At 71.0% G+C, this 17,937-nt stretch carries 17 protein-coding genes; 14 read left to right on the top strand and 3 right to left on the bottom strand.

The annotated features are described in order from the left end of the window. The first annotated feature begins 244 nt into the window (after nucleotides 1–244). Nucleotides 245–1,279: an aldo/keto reductase gene (locus tag AC3CCI_RS01565; RefSeq protein WP_488627896.1), complete on the top strand. Its 1,035-nt coding sequence runs from the start codon at nucleotides 245–247 to the stop codon at nucleotides 1,277–1,279. 131 nt (nucleotides 1,280–1,410) lie between these two features. Here AC3CCI_RS01565 and AC3CCI_RS01560 read toward each other — a convergent pair whose 3' ends face one another. Then, nucleotides 1,411–2,025 carry a TetR/AcrR family transcriptional regulator gene (locus AC3CCI_RS01560; protein ID WP_354595582.1) on the bottom strand — a complete coding sequence of 205 codons (615 nt, stop codon included), beginning with the start codon at nucleotides 2,023–2,025 and terminating at the stop codon, nucleotides 1,411–1,413. A 251-nt stretch (nucleotides 2,026–2,276) separates the two neighbouring features. Here AC3CCI_RS01560 and AC3CCI_RS01555 point away from each other — a divergent pair, with 251 nt between their 5' ends. Together AC3CCI_RS01555 and AC3CCI_RS01550 are read left to right on the top strand one after the other, a co-directional pair. Continuing rightward, entirely contained in the window at nucleotides 2,277–3,635 is a 1,359-nt protein-coding gene (locus AC3CCI_RS01555; RefSeq protein ID WP_488627895.1) for a M16 family metallopeptidase, read from the top strand. Between the two features lie 14 nt (nucleotides 3,636–3,649). Continuing rightward, a complete protein-coding gene (locus AC3CCI_RS01550; RefSeq protein WP_054147267.1) occupies nucleotides 3,650–4,252 on the top strand; it encodes a histidine phosphatase family protein in 603 nt (200 codons plus the stop codon). Nucleotides 4,253–4,280: 28 nt separating this feature from the next. Here AC3CCI_RS01550 and AC3CCI_RS01545 read toward each other — a convergent pair whose 3' ends face one another. Continuing rightward, nucleotides 4,281–4,820, bottom strand: coding sequence for a GNAT family N-acetyltransferase (locus tag AC3CCI_RS01545; RefSeq protein WP_354595580.1), 540 nt, complete (start codon nucleotides 4,818–4,820; stop codon nucleotides 4,281–4,283). A 60-nt stretch (nucleotides 4,821–4,880) separates the two neighbouring features. Between AC3CCI_RS01545 and dapB the strand changes: the two genes are divergently transcribed. Next, on the top strand, nucleotides 4,881–5,615 hold the full coding sequence (gene dapB, locus AC3CCI_RS01540; protein ID WP_488627894.1) for a 4-hydroxy-tetrahydrodipicolinate reductase: 735 nt from the start codon (nucleotides 4,881–4,883) through the stop codon (nucleotides 5,613–5,615). Beyond that, on the top strand, nucleotides 5,612–6,058 hold the full coding sequence (locus AC3CCI_RS01535) for a tetratricopeptide repeat protein (RefSeq protein WP_488627893.1): 447 nt from the start codon (nucleotides 5,612–5,614) through the stop codon (nucleotides 6,056–6,058). The genes dapB and AC3CCI_RS01535 overlap by 4 nt, the downstream gene beginning before the upstream one ends. Before the next feature lie 38 nt (nucleotides 6,059–6,096). On the opposite strand, the gene AC3CCI_RS01530 is transcribed toward AC3CCI_RS01535, so the two are convergent. Beyond that, complete coding sequence (locus AC3CCI_RS01530) at nucleotides 6,097–7,002, bottom strand: TIGR01777 family oxidoreductase (protein WP_354595579.1); 906 nt, start codon at nucleotides 7,000–7,002, stop codon at nucleotides 6,097–6,099. A gap of 91 nt (nucleotides 7,003–7,093) precedes the next feature. Here AC3CCI_RS01530 and thyX point away from each other — a divergent pair, with 91 nt between their 5' ends. The 9 genes from thyX to AC3CCI_RS01485 all read left to right on the top strand — a co-directional run bounded on the left by thyX (nucleotide 7,094) and on the right by AC3CCI_RS01485 (nucleotide 17,914). Further along, complete coding sequence (thyX, locus tag AC3CCI_RS01525) at nucleotides 7,094–7,861, top strand: FAD-dependent thymidylate synthase (RefSeq protein WP_354595578.1); 768 nt, start codon at nucleotides 7,094–7,096, stop codon at nucleotides 7,859–7,861. Nucleotides 7,862–7,959: 98 nt separating this feature from the next. Then, nucleotides 7,960–8,937, top strand: a complete 978-nt coding sequence (dapA, locus tag AC3CCI_RS01520; RefSeq protein WP_488627892.1) for a 4-hydroxy-tetrahydrodipicolinate synthase — start codon at nucleotides 7,960–7,962, stop codon at nucleotides 8,935–8,937. An 84-nt stretch (nucleotides 8,938–9,021) separates the two neighbouring features. Then, entirely contained in the window at nucleotides 9,022–10,698 is a 1,677-nt protein-coding gene (locus AC3CCI_RS01515) for a ribonuclease J (RefSeq protein WP_354595576.1), read from the top strand. Between the two features lie 226 nt (nucleotides 10,699–10,924). After that, nucleotides 10,925–11,947: an efflux RND transporter periplasmic adaptor subunit gene (locus AC3CCI_RS01510; protein ID WP_354595575.1), complete on the top strand. Its 1,023-nt coding sequence runs from the start codon at nucleotides 10,925–10,927 to the stop codon at nucleotides 11,945–11,947. Further along, nucleotides 11,947–12,675: an ABC transporter ATP-binding protein gene (locus AC3CCI_RS01505; protein ID WP_354595574.1), complete on the top strand. Its 729-nt coding sequence runs from the start codon at nucleotides 11,947–11,949 to the stop codon at nucleotides 12,673–12,675. Before AC3CCI_RS01510 ends, AC3CCI_RS01505 begins: the two co-directional genes overlap by 1 nt. Next, nucleotides 12,672–13,889 (top strand): ABC transporter permease, encoded by a 1,218-nt coding sequence (locus tag AC3CCI_RS01500; protein WP_488627891.1) that lies wholly within the window; start codon nucleotides 12,672–12,674, stop codon nucleotides 13,887–13,889. Before AC3CCI_RS01505 ends, AC3CCI_RS01500 begins: the two co-directional genes overlap by 4 nt. Before the next feature lie 54 nt (nucleotides 13,890–13,943). Next, nucleotides 13,944–16,775 (top strand): FtsK/SpoIIIE family DNA translocase, encoded by a 2,832-nt coding sequence (locus tag AC3CCI_RS01495; RefSeq protein WP_488627890.1) that lies wholly within the window; start codon nucleotides 13,944–13,946, stop codon nucleotides 16,773–16,775. A gap of 3 nt (nucleotides 16,776–16,778) precedes the next feature. Further along, a complete protein-coding gene (gene pgsA / locus AC3CCI_RS01490) occupies nucleotides 16,779–17,426 on the top strand; it encodes a CDP-diacylglycerol--glycerol-3-phosphate 3-phosphatidyltransferase (protein WP_488627889.1) in 648 nt (215 codons plus the stop codon). After that, nucleotides 17,423–17,914: a CinA family protein gene (locus tag AC3CCI_RS01485; protein WP_354595570.1), complete on the top strand. Its 492-nt coding sequence runs from the start codon at nucleotides 17,423–17,425 to the stop codon at nucleotides 17,912–17,914. The genes pgsA and AC3CCI_RS01485 overlap by 4 nt, the downstream gene beginning before the upstream one ends. The last annotated feature ends 23 nt before the right edge of the window (nucleotides 17,915–17,937 follow it).

Genomic DNA, 17,937 nt, shown 5'->3' with positions numbered 1-17,937 from the left:
GCTGCGCCTCGTCGTCCTCCTGAGTCTCCGACGACGTCAGACGAGCGGACGGGATGAGCCCCTCGTCGTCGACGAGGAGGCGCGGGTCGCGTCCCCCGGATCGGGGCGGCGACACGACATCACGATTGCGTGCGGCGACGGCGGAAACGGGGCGGGTGGTCGTATTCTTGTTCTCGAGGGGCGAACCATACCCCATGCGATTGCACAGAGTCGCATCGGGGGTTCGCGACGAGAAGGGGACGGCGTGACCGAGACGACGGCTGAGCTCGCCCGGTCGGCCGTGTCCGACCTGGCCGCGAGCAGGGCGGCCAGTGCCTCGCTCGCGCAGCCGACCGTGCCCGTCGACCTCGGCATCATCCAGCCCCGACGGCGCCTCGGCCTCTCCGACCTCAAGGTCTTCCCCCTGGCGCTCGGGGGCAACGTCTTCGGCTGGACCGCCGACCAGACCGCGACGACGTCCGTCCTCGACGCCTACTTCGACCTCGGCGGCAACTTCGTCGACACGGCCGACTCCTATGCCGGAGGCCGCAGCGAGATCATGATCGGGTCGTGGATGCGCTCGCGTCGCTCCCGCGACGACATGGTCGTCTCGACCAAGGTCGGCAAGAGCGCCGACAACCCCGGGCTCACCCCGCGGGCGATCGAGCGTGCCGTCGACGCCTCCCTCGAACGGCTCGGCACCGACCGCATCGATCTCTTGTACCTCCACGTCGACGACACCGAGGTGGCCTTCGAGCGCACGCTGCTCGCCGTCGACCACCTGATCCGGGTCGGCAAGGTCCGCTGGTTCGGCGGGTCGCACCACTCGGGCAACCGGCTCTACGAGGCGCGCATCGCCGCGGGCATGCTCGGCATCGCCCCCATGGTCGCCCTGCAGAACCAGTACAACCTGCTCGATCGCTCCGAGTACGAGAAGGGCCTCGCGCACGTGGCCGCACAGCAACGGCTGGCCGTCATGCCCCGATTCGCCCTCGCCAGCGGATTCCTCACCGGAAAGTACCGTTCGCGTTCCGACTTCGCCCACAATCCACGACGACGCGTCCTGGCGAAGTACCTGTCGAAGCGTGGGCTCAAGGTCGTCCACGAGCTCGACCGCATCGCCTCGGTGCACGAGGTCTCGAGTGCGGCCATCGCCCTCGCCTGGCTCCTCGCCAAACCGAACGTGGTGGCACCCGTGGCGAGCGCCACGAACGCCAAGCAGGTCTACGAGTTGGCGCAGGCCGCGAGGGTCCAACTGACGCGCAACCAGGTCCTCGACCTCGATCGGGCCTCGGCCTGATCGAATCGCCGACCGTCAGTACGCGGCGGTCCGACGGGCGCGACCGAGGCGTGTGGGCGATGCCCGGCGGACCGGGTCCTCGCGGGTAGGTGCCTCGCGGGCCTCGGTCTGCCAGGTGGGTGCCTCGAGGTCTACGCCTCGAGGAGTCGCTGGGCGGAACGTCGGAGGGCGGCGGCGGCCGCGATGGCGTCGCCGGCGTAGGCGCCGACCTGGGCTCCGTCGAGTGCCAGGACGAGGTCGTCGGCCGCGTCGCCCGGCATCGGGTGCCCGGCGGTCTTGAAGAGGGAGACCATCTCGGACGTGAGCCACTCGCGGTGTTCGGCGATGGCGAGACGCACCGGGTGGGTCGGATCGCTGAACTCCGACGCGGCGTTCGCGAAGGCCGAGCCGCGGAACGACACGGTCTGGAGGCGCGCGACGACGGCGTCGAGGTAGGCCTCGAGGGTGGCCCGTCCGCCGCCGTGGGCCTCGATCAGCGAGGTGAGTTCGGCGGCCTCGACGTCGTGTCGCCCTGCGAGGTACTCGAGGACCAAGGTGTCCTTGGCACCGAAGTGCTTGTAGAACGTGGCCTTGGTCACGGAGGACTCGGCGATCAGCCGGTCGACGCCGACGACCCGCACGCCCTCGTCGTAGAACAGTCGACCGGCGGTGGTGAGGACGCGCGCGCGGGCGCCGGGGACGGGGGAGTCGGCGCGGGGGCGGCCAGGGAGACGCTGGACGGCCGGTGGGGGGGAATCGACCGTCACAGCGTGGCTCCTTGGGACGTCTCGGCTTGAAGCCGCGTGGGGGACGCGCGCTCCGGACCTTCTGACGACGTCCGACCAGCCGCCGACGACGGCCATCAGGGGGGTGGGGTCGTCGTCGGTGGCATCACTCTAACATCGATGGGGACAAACAGAGTCGTCCGTTTGTCCGCACGAGCGTACCCCAGTTCGGGTGCCAGACGTTCCGAGCGGCACACGGCCGACTGCAGGGGAGGTCGCCTAGGCTCGACCTGATGAACGGCCCTGTCTCCTTCCCCCTCGACGAGGTCGAGATCTCCTTCCGCGCCACGGGCGACGCGCTCGTGAGGCGGAGCGTGCTGCCCTCCGGCGTCCGGGTCCTCAGCGAACGCATGCCGGGCGCCCGCAGCACCACCATCGGCCTCTGGGTGGCCGTCGGCTCGCGCGACGAGTCCGAGGCGGACCGGGGGTCGACGCACTTCCTCGAACACCTGCTGTTCAAGGGCACCCCCACCAGGTCCGCGCTCGACATCGCCGTCTCGTTCGAGTCGGTGGGCGGCGAGCACAACGCCGCGACCGCGAAGGAGTACACCTGCTACTACGCGCGGGTGCGGGACGTCGACCTCGACGACGCCATCGACGTGCTCACCGACATGGTGACGTCGTCGACGCTCGACCCGGTCGAGTTCGAGACCGAGCGCGGCGTCATCCTCGAAGAGCTCGCCATGGCCGACGACGACCCGGCCGACATGGCCGGCGAGCGCCTGTTCGAGTCGGTCTTCGGCGACCACCCGCTCGGGCGGCCGATCGGCGGATCACCCGAGAGCATCCGGGCCGCGGTGCGTGACGACGTCGACCGGCACTACCGGGCGAACTACCGGCCCCGAGACCTCGTCGTGTCGATCGCCGGTGCCGTCGACCACGACCGGGCCCTCGACCGGCTCACGGCCGCGCTCGACCGGGCCGGCTGGCCCACCGACGCGGGGTCGCCGGTGCCGCGGCGTGACGACGCGCCCGTCGACCTGGTGGCGGGCGAACCCGTGCAGGTCGTCCGTCGTCCGCTCGAGCAGGCCACGGTGCTGCTCGGCCTCCCGGGCATCTCGGTCGGCGACGACCGTCGGCCCGCCCTCGCCGTCCTGAACTCGGTGCTCGGCGGGGGCATGTCGTCCCGTCTGTTCCAGGAGATCCGCGAGCGTCGGGGCCTCGCGTACTCGGTCTACTCGTTCGCGCCCAGCTACTCGGACGCGGGCCTCTTCGGTCTCTACGCGGGGTGCACCCCGGCCAACGCCGGCGACGTGGCCCGGCTGATGCTGGACGAGCTCGAGGGTCTCGCCGCCGACGGCATCACGGACGACGAGCGCCGGCGCGCCCTCGGCCAGCTGGGCGGCGCCGCGGCCCTCGCCCTCGAGGACAGCGACACCCGCATGAACCGCCTCGGACGGGCCGAGATCTCGACGGGCGAGTTCGTCGACCTCGACACGTCCCTCGACCGCATCGACGCGGTCACGTCCGACGACGTCCGGTCGTTGGCCACCCGGCTCCTCGCGGGCCCGCTGTCCACGGTCGTGGTCGGCGAGGTCGACGAGGCGACGTTCACGGCTCCGACGACGACGTCGAGGGTCACCACACGATGAACCAGGAGACGACGGTGTCCCACTACCTCTACCTCGTCCGGCACGGCGAACAGCAGGACGCAGAACACGGCCTGCCCGACGGCCCCTTGAGCGAACGCGGCAAACGCCAGGTGCGCCTCCTCGCCGAACGGCTCGGCGGCGTCCCCTTCGACGCGGCGTGGCACTCGCCGCTCGAACGGGCGGAAGAGACGGCCGCCATCATGACCGAGCGCATGCCCGCCCTCGAGTCGCAACCCTCGACCCTGCTGTTCGACTGCGTGCCCTCCGGGCCGACCTCCGACATGCCGTCGTCCTACAAGCCGTTCTTCGGGGGCGTCACCGACGAGCAGATCGAGGCCGGTCAGGCGCAGATGGCCGACGCGGTGGCCGAGTGGTTGACCCCCGCTCGTGAAGACCGTCACGACCTGCTGATCACGCACAACTTCGTCATCGGCTGGTTCGTCCGAGAGGTCTTCGGGGCCCCCGACTGGCGGTGGATGGGCGTCAACCAGGCGAACGCCGGCTTGACCATCATCCGGGTCCGTTCCGCGAAGCCGCCCGAGCTCGTGACCCACAACGACCTCGGGCACCTGCCGGTCGAGTTGCGCACCGGTCTCCCCGTCGAACAGCCCTTCTGACCCGGGGCCGCCCCGGTCGGGTGGGTCGTCAGGCCGCGCCGTCCGACGTGCCGACCGCACCCGGGTGCTCGACGGGCTTGCCGTACCAGGTCGTCGCGTTCGGGTTCGCGTTGTAGGGCTCGACGGTCGAGTACCCGGCGCTGCGGTACAGCCCGCCGGCCGCCGCCAGGCTGTCGTTGGTGTCGAGCACGATCTCGTCCGCCCCGAACGCGGCCGCCCGGCGTTCGAGCTCGACGAGCAGCGCGCGGCCCAGGCCGAGACCCCGGCCCGAGGGACGCACGTAGAGGTGCTTGACCTCGTACCGGACGGCACCGGTCGCCGACGGGGCGATCAGGCGGATGCCCCCGCAGGCCACCGGCTCGGGCTCGTGGTCCGCCTGCCGCTCGCCGACGTCCGGGTCGACGACGACGAACACGCCCGCCGGCGGGACGAAGGCCGAGGCGTCGGGCAACGTGGTCGTGTAGGTGCCCTGGGCCGAGGGGAACGTGGTCTCGCGCTCGGTGAAGTACTCGGTCAGGAGGGCGGCGGCATCGGGGGTGGAGACGCTCGTCTCTCGGAACCGGGGCATGCCCACCATGCTAGGTCGAGGCAGCGTCCCCCGTCGGTCGGCCCCGGTAGGTTGGACCGCATGACTTCGCGCATCGCCGTGGTGGGAGCCACCGGCACCCTCGGCTCGTTCATCGTCGACCTCGTCGAGCGCACCCCGGGGCTCGAGGTCCACGCCGGCCTGTCGTCGCGCGACGACCTCGACGACGTCCTCGGTGCGGACCTCGTCGTCGACGTCACGCATCCCGCGGTCAGCCCGGGCATCGTCGAGCACGTCGTCCGAGCGGGCATCCCCGTGCTCGTCGGCACCTCGGGCTACAACGCCGAGAGGCTGGCGAGACTCTCGACGGTCGTGGCCGACGCCGCAGGTCCCGGGGTCCTCGTCGTGCCGAACTTCTCGATCGGATCGCTGCTCGCGACGCGGTTCGCGACCCTCGCGGCACGCTTCTACGAATCCGTCGAGATCGTGGAGGCGCACCACCAGGGCAAGGTCGACTCGCCCTCGGGCACCGCCGTCCGCACCGCCGAGCTGATCGCCGAGGCGCGGCGCGACCTCGGTCCCGTCTCCGCACCGCACGCCGACCAGCGGGCCAGGGGTCAGCAGGTCGCGAGCGTCCCCGTCCACAGCCTGCGCCTCCGGGGCGTGGTCGCCCGACAGGAGGTCGTCTTCGGCGGCGAGGGCGAGACCCTCACCCTGACCCACGACACGCTCTCGCAGCACGCCTACGAGCAGGGCCTCCGCGTGGCCATCGCGGCCGCGCCGGGGGTCTCCGGGGTCGTCGTGGGGCTCGACGCCGTCCTGCCGCTCGACTCGTGAAGGGGCGTACCGCCGCGCTGGTGATGGCGCTGCTCCTGCTGCTCTACGTCGTGCTGGTGGGCCAACGCGCCGTGCTGTTCGTGTCGACCGGCGAGCCGGTGGCCATCGCGCTCGGCGTCGCCCTGCTCGTCCTGCCGCTGCTGGGCCTGTTCGCCCTGGTCGTCGAACTCCGCTTCGGCCTGCGCACGCAAGAGATCGTCCGCCAACTCGTGGCCGAGGGCGAACTGCCGGTCGACGACCTGCCGCGCCGCGCCTCCGGACGCTACGAGCGAGAGGCGGCGGACGCGGCGTTCCCCGCCTACAAAGAGGCAGTCGAAGCCGCTCCCGACGACTGGCGGGCGTGGTTCCGGCTCGGGCTGGCCTACGACGCGTGCGGCGACCGCCGTCGCGCCCGGCAGGCCCTGCGGTGGGCGATCGGCCTCAGGCGCGACTCGACCCGTTAGTCCGCGGCGCTGCGACGATCGGACGCACGCCTCTCGGGTCAGAGGGCGTCGACGAACGCCGACAGCGCCTGCTCGACCGTGCGGTGCCGGAACTCGAAGCCGTCGCGCTCGAGCACCTCGGGCACGACCTGCTGGCTCGGCAGCAGCATCTCGCGACCAGCCTCTTGCATGGCCGTCGAGATGACGGCCTCGGGGACGCCGAGCAGGTAGGGGCGGTGCAGGTCGGCGGCGAGCGTCCGCGTGATCAGGTCGCTCGTCGCGGGCGTCGGGCCGACCAGGTTGACGGGACCCGCGACCGACGACGTGAGCAGGTGCACGATCGCGGCCGCCTCGTCGTGGAGGCTGATCCATGGCCAGAACTGGTCGCCCGAGCCCAGTCGCGAACCGAGGCCCAGCTTGGTGAGGGGCAGCAGGGGCTTCAGCGCGCCTCCACCGGGTCCGATGACGATGCCGGTCCGCAGCGTGACGACCCTCGTGCCCTCGGGAGCCTTCTCGGCGGCGGCCTCCCAGGCCACGACCACGTCGCTGAGGAACCCCTCGCCGCGGCCGCTCGCCTCGGTGAGGCGCTGGCCCGGTCGGTCGCCGTAGACGCCCACGGCCGAGCCGCTGAGGAACGTCGCCGGGGCCGACGACGCGGCCGCCATGCCGTCGACCAACGTCGACGTCGCGGCGAGGCGGGACTCGAGGATGTCGCGCTTGTACCCGGCCGTCCACGGCAGACGACCCAAGGAGGCGCCGGCCAGGTTCACGACGGCGTCCGCGCGGGCGATCAGGTCGTGGTCGACGATGCCGGCACTCGGCACCCAGGTGAACTCGTCCTCGGCCCGGGGCTCACGACGCACCAACGAGAGCGGACGATGGCCTGCCTCGCGGAGTTGGCGGGTCAGCTCCGCGCCGATCATGCCGCTGGCGCCGGAGATCAGGACGGTGAGTGCGTCGGTCATGGGGACACCGTATTCCGCAGCCCTGGGGGAGCGGCCGCCGGTGTCTGCGGCGCTTCCCGTCGGGAGCGTCCTGCCAGGTAGAGTCGACGCCGTGCCCGAGACCGAAGCCACCCCCGCCGTGCCCTCAGACAAGACCCCCGAGTTCCGCTCCGACGTCACCGTCGAGCTGGTCCGCTCGAGCGCCCACGACTCCGACGTGCTGTTCGCCGCCCGCGTGTCGACCATGGGCGAACTGACGCTCGACGGCGCACAGGCCTCCGCCGACGGCGCCCAGGCGACGAAGGGTGCGGGGCTCATCAACTACCTGATGCGCGACCGGCACGGGTCGCCCTTCGAGCACAACTCCATGACCTTCTACGTGCAGGCGCCCATCTTCGTCTTCCGCGAGTTCATGCGTCACCGGATGGCCAGCTACAACGAGGAGTCCGGCCGCTACCGCGAGTTGAACCCCGTCTTCTACGTGCCCGCACCCACGCGCAACCTGCAGCAGGTCGGCAAGCCCGGCGCGTACGACTTCCTGCCCGGCACGCCCGAGCAGTCCGCCCTCGTCGACGAGGCCACCCGGGCCGCCTCGACCCAGGCGTTCGATGCCTACCAGCGCATGCTCGACGCCGGCATCGCCCGCGAGGTCGCCCGCATCGTGTTGCCGCTGAACATCTACTCGTCGATGTACGTCACCGTGAACGCCCGGTCGCTCATGAACTTCCTCAGCCTGCGCACCAAGCGCGAGGGCACGCACTTCCCGTCGTTCCCGCAACGCGAGATCGAGATGTGCGCCGAGAAGATGGAAGACCTGTGGGCCGAGTTGATGCCGCTCACGTACGCGGCGTTCGGGGCGAACGGGCGCGTCGCCCCCTGACGGCCGTCCTCGGCGGCGCGACCCGCGCCTCCCGACCGGAGGCGACGGGCCCGGCACGGGGGAGGGCGGGCCCGACGCGAGACAGTACGCTGGAGGGCGTGTCGAACATCAGCAACCCCTTCGGACAGGTCCTCGTCGCCCTCGTGACGCCGTTCACCGCCGACGGCGAGGTCGACTGGCCCGCCGTCGAGAAGCACATCGACGACTGCATCACCGCCGGGGCCGACGGCATCGTCGTCACGGGCACGACGGGTGAGACCAGCACGCTGACCGACCCCGAGAAGCTCCGCCTCGTCGAGGTGGGCAAGTCGGTGGCCGCGGGGCGGGCCAAGATCATCACGGGCGGCGGGTCGAACGAGACCGCGCACGCCATCCAGCTCTACAAGGCCAGCGAGAAGGCCGGCGCCGACGGCGTGATGATCGTCACCCCGTACTACAACAAGCCCACCCAGGCCGGGGTGCTGACGCACTTCCGCATGATCGCGGACGCGACCGACCTGCCGGTCATCCTCTACGACATCCCGGGCCGCACCGGCATCCCGATCAAGTACGAGACCCTCCTCCGGGCCGCGAAGCACCCCAACATCGTCGCCGTCAAGGACGCCAAGGGCGACTTCGCCGAGGTCAGCCGGGTGCTCAACCAGACCGACCTGCTCTACTTCTCGGGCGACGACGCCAACGTGCTGCCGCACCTCGCGATCGGCGCCTCCGGCCTGATCGGCGTCACCGCCAACATCGCCGCGGCGCCCTACCGCACCATCGTCGACGCCGTGAACGCGGGCGACCTGCACACGGCGACCGAGGCGCACCGGATGCTCGAGCCCCTCGTCCGCGCCGTCATGACCCACGTGCCCGGCACGGTGGCCGCCAAGTACATCCTCCACGGCCTCGGCCGCATCTCGAGCCCGCGGGTCCGGCTGCCCCTGGTCGGTCCCGAGGACAGCGAGGCCGCCCTGATCGAGGACGAGCTGTCGCACGTCGGGGCGATCCCCGGCCTCGACCTCAGCCGCTTCCGCCCCGACCGGAACGCGGCCGCCGGGGGCGCGCTGCCCAAGGTGCACGGCACCACCCGCTGACTCGCCGACCCCCACCGACGCCGACGTCGGTCCGAAGTCCTCCCGCACACCGGGGCACGAGCCCCACCCCAACCGAAGGAACAGATGCCCACGACAATCCACGCTCCCCGAGATCTCGCCAAGGGCACGCTCCGCGTGATCCCCGTCGGCGGGCTCGGCGAGATCGGCCGCAACATGACGGTCTACGAGATCGACGGCAAGCTGCTGATCGTCGACTGCGGCGTGCTCTTCCCCGAAGAGCACCAGCCCGGCGTCGACCTGATCCTGCCGGACTTCTCACCCATCCGTGACCGCCTCGACGACATCCTCGCCGTCGTCCTGACGCACGGTCACGAGGACCACATCGGCGCGGTGCCTTACCTGCTCCGTCTGCGCAAGGACATCCCGCTGATCGGCTCGCAGCTCACGCTGGCCCTGATCGAGGCGAAGCTCAAAGAGCACCGCATCACGCCCTACACGCTCGCGGTCAAAGAGGGTGGGCGCGAGTCCCTCGGGCCGTTCGACCTCGAGTTCATCGCGGTCAACCACTCCATCCCCGACGCCCTGGCCGTCGCGATCCGCACGTCGGCCGGCACCGTGCTGCACACCGGCGACTTCAAGATGGACCAGCTGCCGCTCGACGACCGGATCACCGACCTCCGTGCCTTCGCCCGCCTGGGCGAAGAGGGCGTCGACCTGTTCCTTCCCGACTCGACGAACGCCGACGTGCCCGGGTTCACGGCGCTCGAGCGTGACATCGGGCCCGTGCTCGACGACGTCATCCGGCGGGCCCCCCGCCGGGTGGTGGTCGCGAGCTTCTCCAGTCACGTGCACCGGGTCCAGCAGGTGCTCGACGCGGCCCACGCCAATGGCCGTCGGGTCGCGTTCATGGGCCGATCGATGGTGCGCAACATGGGCATCGCGGCCGACCTGGGCTACCTCAAGGTGCCCGACGGCGTGCTCATCGACGCGAAGAAGGCGAAGGACCTGCCCGACGACCGCATCGTCTACATGAGCACCGGCTCGCAGGGCGAGCCCATGGCCGTCCTGGCCCGCATGGCGAACCTCGAACACCAGATCGAGATCGGCGCGGACGACACCATCATCCTGGCCTCGAGTCTCATCCCCGGCAACGAGAACGCCGTCTACCGCGTCATCGACGGCCTCACGAAGCTCGGCGCCAAGGTCGTCCACAAGGGCAACGCCAAGGTGCACGTCTCGGGTCACGCGTCCGCCGGCGAGCTGCTCTACTGCTACAACATCCTGCGGCCGAAGAACGTCATGCCCGTCCACGGCGAGCACCGGCACCTGTACGCGAACGCCGCCCTGGCGGTCCGCACCGGCGTCCCGCAGAAGAACACCATCCTCGGCGAGGACGGCATCGTCGTCGACCTCCGCGACGGCGTCGCGAAGGTGGTCGGCCAGCTCGACCTCGGCTACGTCTACGTCGACGGCTCGACGGTGGGCGAGATCACCGACGCCGACCTGAAGGACCGCCGCATCCTGAGCGAAGAGGGCTTCATCTCGGTCTTCATCGCCATCGACGCGTCCACCGGCCGCGTGGTCGTCGGGCCCGAGATCCAGTCGCGCGGCTTCGCGGAGGACGAGAGGGTGTTCGACGACGTCAAGCCGAAGATCATCGCGGCACTCACCGAGGCCGCCGAGAACGGCACACGTGACACGCACGCCTTCAGCCAGGTCGTGCGCCGCACGGTCGGTCGCTGGGTGAACACGCAGCACCGTCGTCGTCCGATGATCGTGCCGGTGGTCATCAGCGCCTGAGGGTGAGACGGACGACGACGGCCCGCGGGGGAGACCCCGCGGGCCGTCGTCGTGCGTGCGGGACGTGGTGCCCTCGCCGGGGCGGAGTCGCCCTGCCGCCCCACCCGGCTCCGGTCCGAGAGGCTGATCTTCGGCGACGTCAGTCATCCTCGGGGGTGAGGCGCCGGTTGTCGCCACCTCGCTACCGTGATGTCTGACACGTCAGCACATCGACCGGGGGTAGCCGTTGCGCATCGCCAAAGTCTGGGTCTTCCCGATCCTGCGCATCCTGATCTTCGTCGCCATCGCGGCGGCTCTCGTCAAGCTCGCGTTCTTCGCCGCCCCGGCGAGCGGTGACGACGAGGTCGCCTTCCCCACGGGCGAACTCGTCGAGCCCCAGGTGGCGGTCTCGGTCGGCACCATCACGAACGACGTCGTGGTCGACGCCACCGTCGTGTCCGACCCGGCTGCTCCGGTGCCCGCCACGCTCGCCGGTGCGGTCACGACCGTCGACGTCGTCGCCGGGCAGGCCGTCGCGGCCGGCGACCGCCTCGCAAGCCTCCGCTCCGAGACGCCGCAAGAACCGCTCGTCGCCGCCGACGGCACGGTGACCGAACGCAAGCCGATCGTGAAGACGGCGGTCATCACGGCACCCGTGGCCGGGACGGTCACGTCGGTCGCCGTCATCAAGGACCAGACGGTGGTCGTGGGCGACGCCGTCGCGCAGGTCGCGCCTCCCACCTTCCATGTCACGGGGTCGCTCGCCGCCGCACAGCTGTACCGCCTCGTCAGCCGGCCGGCCGAGGGCTCGGTCGCGATCACCGGCGGTCCGGCGCCGTTCCCCTGCACGTCGCTGACGATCGGTGCAGGCACCTCCTCGTCGTCGTCCGGCACCGGCGAGACCGGCGAGACCGCTCCGACGGGTGACGCGTCCGGTCAGAGCGTCTCGTGCGTGGTCCCGGGCGACGTCACGGTGTTCAGCGGCCTCGCGGCGAAGCTCACCATCCCGGCGGGCGTCGCCACCGACGTGCTGACGGTTCCCCTCACCGCCGTCGAGGGAGCCGCGGGCAAGGGCGTGGTCTCGGTCGTCACGGCGGACGGCACGACCGAGAAGCGGGACGTGACCCTGGGCATCAACGACGGGACGACCGTCGAGGTCACGGGTGGTCTCGCGGAAGGCGACCTCGTGCTCGAGTTCGTCCCGGGGGCGGCCGCGGCGCCCCAGGGCGACTGCGTCGACCCCACCACGGGCGAGGACCTCTGCAGCTGATGGCGCTGATCAGGCTCGAGGCCGTGACCAAGACCGTGCCCCTCGCGGACGACGCGACCCTCGACATCCTCACGGGCGTCGACCTCGAGGTGGGTGCGGGTGAGCACGTCAGCATCGTCGGGCGTTCGGGGTCCGGCAAGTCGACCCTGCTCAACATCCTCGGGCTCATCGACGAGCCCACGACGGGTACCCACTGGTTCGACGGCCTCGACGTGCGCACGATCCGACGGGGTCGGCGCGACCGGCTGAGGGGTGCCCAGGTCGGCTTCATCTTCCAGCAGTTCAACCTGCTCCAGGGCAGGACGGCGCTCGAGAACGTCATGACCCCCCTGCTCTACTCGTCGGGCTCCGAGTTCTGGCGCCGCCGGTCCATCGCCGGCGAGATGCTCGAGCGCGTCGGACTCGGCCACCGGGCCGACTCGATGCCGCACCGACTGTCGGGGGGTGAGCAGCAGCGCGTGGCGATCGCCCGATCGCTCGTCCGCCGACCGCGCGTGATCCTGGCCGACGAGCCCACCGGTGCGCTCGACGTCGAGACCGGTGCCGGCGTGATGACCCTCCTCGACGGCATCGCGACCGAGAACGAGGCCGCCCTCGTGACGATCACCCACGACCTCGCGGTGGCGGCCAGGGCGTCCCGGCACTACCAGCTCGACACCGGCGTCCTCTCGCCGGCGGTCGGCGCCCCGGCGTCGGCACCGTCCGTCTCGGACGAGGTGCACGCGTGAGACGGGCGGCGGCCGACGTCGTCGGGGCCTTCGCCGAGGCCTGGGCCGAGTTGCGTGTCAACAAGCTGCGGGTGCTGCTCAGCCTCCTCGGGGTCGCGGTGGCCGTCGCGGCCCTGACGGGCGTCGTCGCGCTCGGCGGACTCGCCGAGCAGGCGTCCCGCGAGACCTCGGAGCGGTACGGCGGGCGTCCCGCGAACTACGCCGTCAACGCCTACGGCACCGGGTCCACCTCTCCGAGCGCCGAGTCGGTCGAGGACGCGTTCTCGACCGCGACCGCGCGGTACGGCATCGAGCAGACCAGCCGGGTCGTCTACGGCACCCGTGCCGTGCAACTCACGGACGGCGTGTCCGAGATCGCCGCGGTGACGGTCGACGTGCCCTACGGCGAGATGCACCGGGTCGTCATGACCGAGGGGGCGTGGTTCACCGACGCCGACGCCACCCGTCTCGCGCCTCCCGTCATCGTCAACGAGGTGCTCTGGCGACAGCTGGGGTCTCCACCGCTGTCGTCGCACCCGACCCTCCTGGTCCGAGGTGCGGACTCGGCGACGCTCGTCGTCACCGGCGTCTCGGCCGCGTCGGAGTACGACGGAACGCAGATGTACCTGTTGCCGATCTCCGATCACGACCTGACGCTCGCGAGCTACGGCGTCGAGACGCTCCAGTACGAGATGTGGCTCCCGCCCGATGCGAGCGATGCGCTGAGCGCCCAGGTGGCGTCCGACATGGGGGCCTCCCTCGGCGACGACGTGCAGGTCGACGTCGTGCGGCAGGACTACGCCGCCGGCGGTGATGCCGACCCGCTCGGACCGGTCAAGCTCGTCATCACCGGGGTCGGCGTCCTCGTCCTGTTGCTCGGTGGCCTCGGGCTGGTCAACATCGCCCTCGTGACGGTCCGCCAGCGCATCCGCGAGATCGGCGTCCGACGGTCGTTCGGGGCGACGGCTCCGCGGGTCTTCTTCGCCGTGATGCTCGAGAGCGTCGTCGGCACGGTCGTGGCGGGGGCGGTGGGCGTGATGGCGGCCGTCCTGGTCGTCGAGAATCCGACCGTCCAGGGCTACGTCGCCCAGGGGGCCGTCAGCGACCTGCCTCCGTTCCCCGTCGAGGCGGCACTCGTCGGCCTCGCGTCGGCCACGGCCATCGGGGCCGTCGCCGGGCTGTTGCCGGCCCTGGTGGCGATCCGCGTCAAGGTCATCGACGCCATCCGCTACTGACACACACCGGACCGCCTCCGGCCGCTGTCGGTGCTGAGAGGTACCTTGGAGCCCATGGCCACGCCCACCAAGTCGACCGCGCGTTCGCGCTCGTCGTCGCGCGCGTCGCAGACCTCCGGTGCCACGAAGGCGACCACGAGGCTGCCCGCGGCCCGTCGACCCGACCCCGTCCGAGAGGGCCCGGGTCCGCTCGTCTCGGCGTGGATGGGCCTCGCCCACCTGACCGGTGGGGCGTTCCGGCTGCTGGGCAAAGAGTCGCTCGCCAAAGACGAGCGTCGTGACGGCGTGCCGTTCCTGCTCGTGCTCCTCGCCGTCGCCGGCGCGGTCGTCGAATGGCTCAACCCCACCAGTCCGCTCGCGGTGGGCTTCGACGCCTACACGTTCGGCGGGTTGGTGGGCCGGGTCGCGTACGCCCTGCCGGTCATCATGGTCCTCTTCGCCGGCTGGTTGTTCCGACACCCGGCTTCGGTGCACGACAACACGCGCATCGGCATCGGCCTGGGGCTCTCCATCGTCTCCATCAGCGCGCTCTGTCACATCTTCGGCGGTCAGCCGGAGGCGGCAGAAGGACTCCGCGCCCTCGCCACGGGCGGCGGGGTTCTCGGCTGGGTCGTGGCGTCGTGGCTCGTCGCGCTCGCGACCGAGTGGGTCGCGGTGCCGCTCGTCGTCGTCCTGCTGGCCTTCTCGCTCCTGATCATCACGAAGACCCCGCCGAACCGCATCCACCGCCGCCTCGGCGAGCTGTACTCGTACCTGTTCGGCGAGACGACGTCGACGTCCTCCTCGGCCGGGGGAGACCCCGACCTCGTCGACCTGGCCGAGTCCGAGTCCCTGCCCTGGTGGCGGCGCAACAAGGACCAGCGCGAGGACGACCCGGCGTACGACACCCCGCTCGTCAGCGCGGGCGAGACCTCGCCGACCGAGACGCCCGGCCGACGCCGCCGCAAGAAGCCGGTCTTCGAGCCCGGTGCCGACGACGCGGGTGCGGCTGCCGACACCGGGGTCGACGATCGCCCCACGGCTCCGACGGACGTCTTCTCGGCCGATCTCCTGGGTGACCTCGACCGCGCCGAGGACGCCGTGCGCGCGCAGGGCTTCGACGTGCCGCCGGCACAGCCCACCGCGTCCACCACCGTGCTGCCGTCCGTCCCCGCCGAGCCCGTCGGTGAGAGCGACGCCGCCGCCGACTTCCTCGCCGTCGATCCCGACGAACCGGCTCCACCGTCTCTCGACGAGGTCGACGACGGTGCCGAGAGCGCCCCGTACCGGCTCCCCGCCGTCTCGAGCCTGTCGGTGGGCGAGCCCGCCAAGGCCCGCAGCGAGGCCAACGACGCGATCGTCGCGGCCATCAGCCAGGTGCTCGACCAGTTCAACGTCGACGCCAAGGTCACGGGCCTCAAGCGCGGTCCGACCGTCACCCGGTACGAGATCGAACTCGGCCCTGGCGTCAAGGTCGAGCGCGTGACCGCCCTGACGAAGAACCTCGCCTACGCCGTGGCGTCGAACGAGGTCCGCATCCTGTCCCCGATCCCGGGCAAGAGCGCGATCGGCGTCGAGATCCCCAACACCGACAAAGAGATCGTCGCCCTCGGTGACGTGTTGCGGTCGTCGGCCGCCACCAAGAGCGTCCACCCGTTGACGATCGGCGTCGGCAAGGACGTCGAGGGCGGCTACGTGGTCGCCAACCTGGCCAAGATGCCCCACCTGCTCGTGGCCGGGGCCACCGGCTCCGGCAAGTCGAGCTTCATCAACTCGATGATCACGTCGCTGCTCATGAGGGCCAAGCCCACCGACGTGCGCATGGTGCTCATCGACCCCAAGCGCGTCGAACTGTCGATCTACGCCGGCGTCCCCCACCTGATCACACCCATCATCACGAACCCCAAGAAGGCCGCCGAGGCGCTGCAGTGGGTCGTGAAAGAGATGGACATGCGGTACGACGACCTGGCCAGCTTCGGCTTCCGCCACATCGACGACTTCAACCGTGCCGTGGTCGGCGGCGAGATCGTCCTCCCGGCGGGCAGCCAGCGCAAGCTCAAGCCCTACCCGTACCTGCTCGTGGTGGTCGACGAGTTGGCCGACCTGATGATGGTCGCGCCCCGTGACGTCGAGGACAGCATCGTCCGCATCACCCAACTCGCCCGCGCCTCCGGCATCCACCTGGTGCTGGCCACCCAGCGTCCTTCGGTCGACGTCGTGACCGGCCTCATCAAGGCCAACGTGCCGTCGCGTTTCGCGTTCGCGGTCTCGAGCGTCACCGACTCCCGGGTCATCCTCGACCAGCCGGGTGCCGACAAGCTCATCGGCCAGGGCGACGGACTCTTCCTCCCCATGGGAGCCTCCAAGGCGATGCGCGTCCAGGGCGCGTGGGTGCAAGAGAACGAGGTGGCCCAGGTCGTCGCCCACGTCACCCGCCAGGCCCGACCCGACTACCGGCCCGACGTCGCGGCGGTGGTCGAGAAGCGCGAGATCGACGGCGACATCGGTGACGACCTCGAACTCCTGCTCGCCGCCGCCGAACTGGTCGTGAGCACGCAGTTCGGTTCGACCTCGATGCTGCAGCGCAAGCTCCGGGTCGGTTTCGCCAAGGCGGGTCGCCTGATGGACCTCATGGAGTCGCGAGACATCGTGGGTCCCTCCGAGGGTTCCAAGGCGCGTGACGTGCTCGTCACGACCGAGCAGCTCCCCGGCGTACTGGCGAAGCTGCGTGGTGGGGACGCAGGCGGCGCGCCCGTCGCGGGCGGCGCCTCCTCGGTTCCTGCGGCGCCGTCGCGAGGCGGAGCCGGCGACTACGACGACGACCCTGTCGAGGCCATGACCCGCGGTCTCGCGGAAGACGACGACGCCGGCAGCGAAGACGCCTGGCATCTGACGGGCAGGGACTAGACGATGACTCAGCACGACCCCTCCGGCCCGGCTGCCCCGCGCTCGGCCTTCTCGTTCCGGGGGAGGGTCGCCTCCAAGGGGCCGGGACCGGCCAGCACGGGCAACATCGCGAACGTGATCACGGTCGTCCGCATCCTGATGGCGCCCCTGTTCATCGCATGGCTGCTGATCGACGACGGTGCCGACGGGTCCTTGCGCGTCTGGGCCGCTGCTCTCTTCGTCGTGGCCATCCTCACGGACAGCCTCGACGGCATGCTCGCCCGCGGGCTCGACCTCGTCACCGACTTCGGCAAGATCGTCGACCCGATCGCCGACAAGGTGCTGATCGGCGGAGCCCTCGTCTCCCTCACGATCCTCGGTGAGCTCCCCTGGTGGGTCACCGTCCTGAACCTCGTCCGCGAGGTCGGCATCACGGTCTACCGCTTCGCCGTCCTGCGCGACCGTGTCATCCCGGCGTCCCGGGGTGGCAAGGTCAAGACGGTGCTCCAGGCCGTCGCGGTCACCCTCGCGCTGTTCCCGCTCTGGAACGTCTTCGGCGAGGGCATGCACTGGGTGAACGGCGTGTTCATGACCGCCGCGACGGTCGCGACGCTCGTGTCCGGCGCGGACTACATGCGGGTGGCCCTCCGGCACGGCAAGGCCGACGCGTGACCCAGGCCTCCGACCTCGTCGCCGAGCTGACGGGTCGTCGCCTGACCGTGGCCGTCGCCGAGTCGCTGACCGGCGGCGCCCTCGTCTCCGAGCTCGTGTCGGTTGCGGGTGCGTCGGCGGTCGTGCGAGGCGGTGTGGTGGCCTACCAGACCGAGCTCAAGCACACCCTGCTCGGTGTGGATCGAGACCTGCTCGCCCGTCACGGGCCGGTGCATGCCGACGTGGCCGAGGCCATGGCGAGCGGGGTCCGCGACGTCCTGGCCACCGAGGGCCGCCCGGCGGACATCGGACTCGCGACGACGGGTGTCGCCGGGCCCGACCCGCAGGGTGGGCACGACCCCGGGACGGTCTTCGTCGGGCTCGCCTGGCCAGGAGGCACGCGGGTCGTCCGACTCGCCCTCGCCGGCGACAGGCAGGCCATCCGAAACGCGACCGTCTCCGAATCCCTGACAGTCCTCGGTCGGTGGTTGGCCGAGACGAGGGAATAGCCGGCGTTTCGGTCTCGTTACAA

It is taken from the genome of Frigoribacterium sp. CF331 (assembly GCF_057787905.1).
Note: the sequence above shows the minus strand (reverse complement) of the source record. Positions and strands in the feature narration are given on the sequence as shown.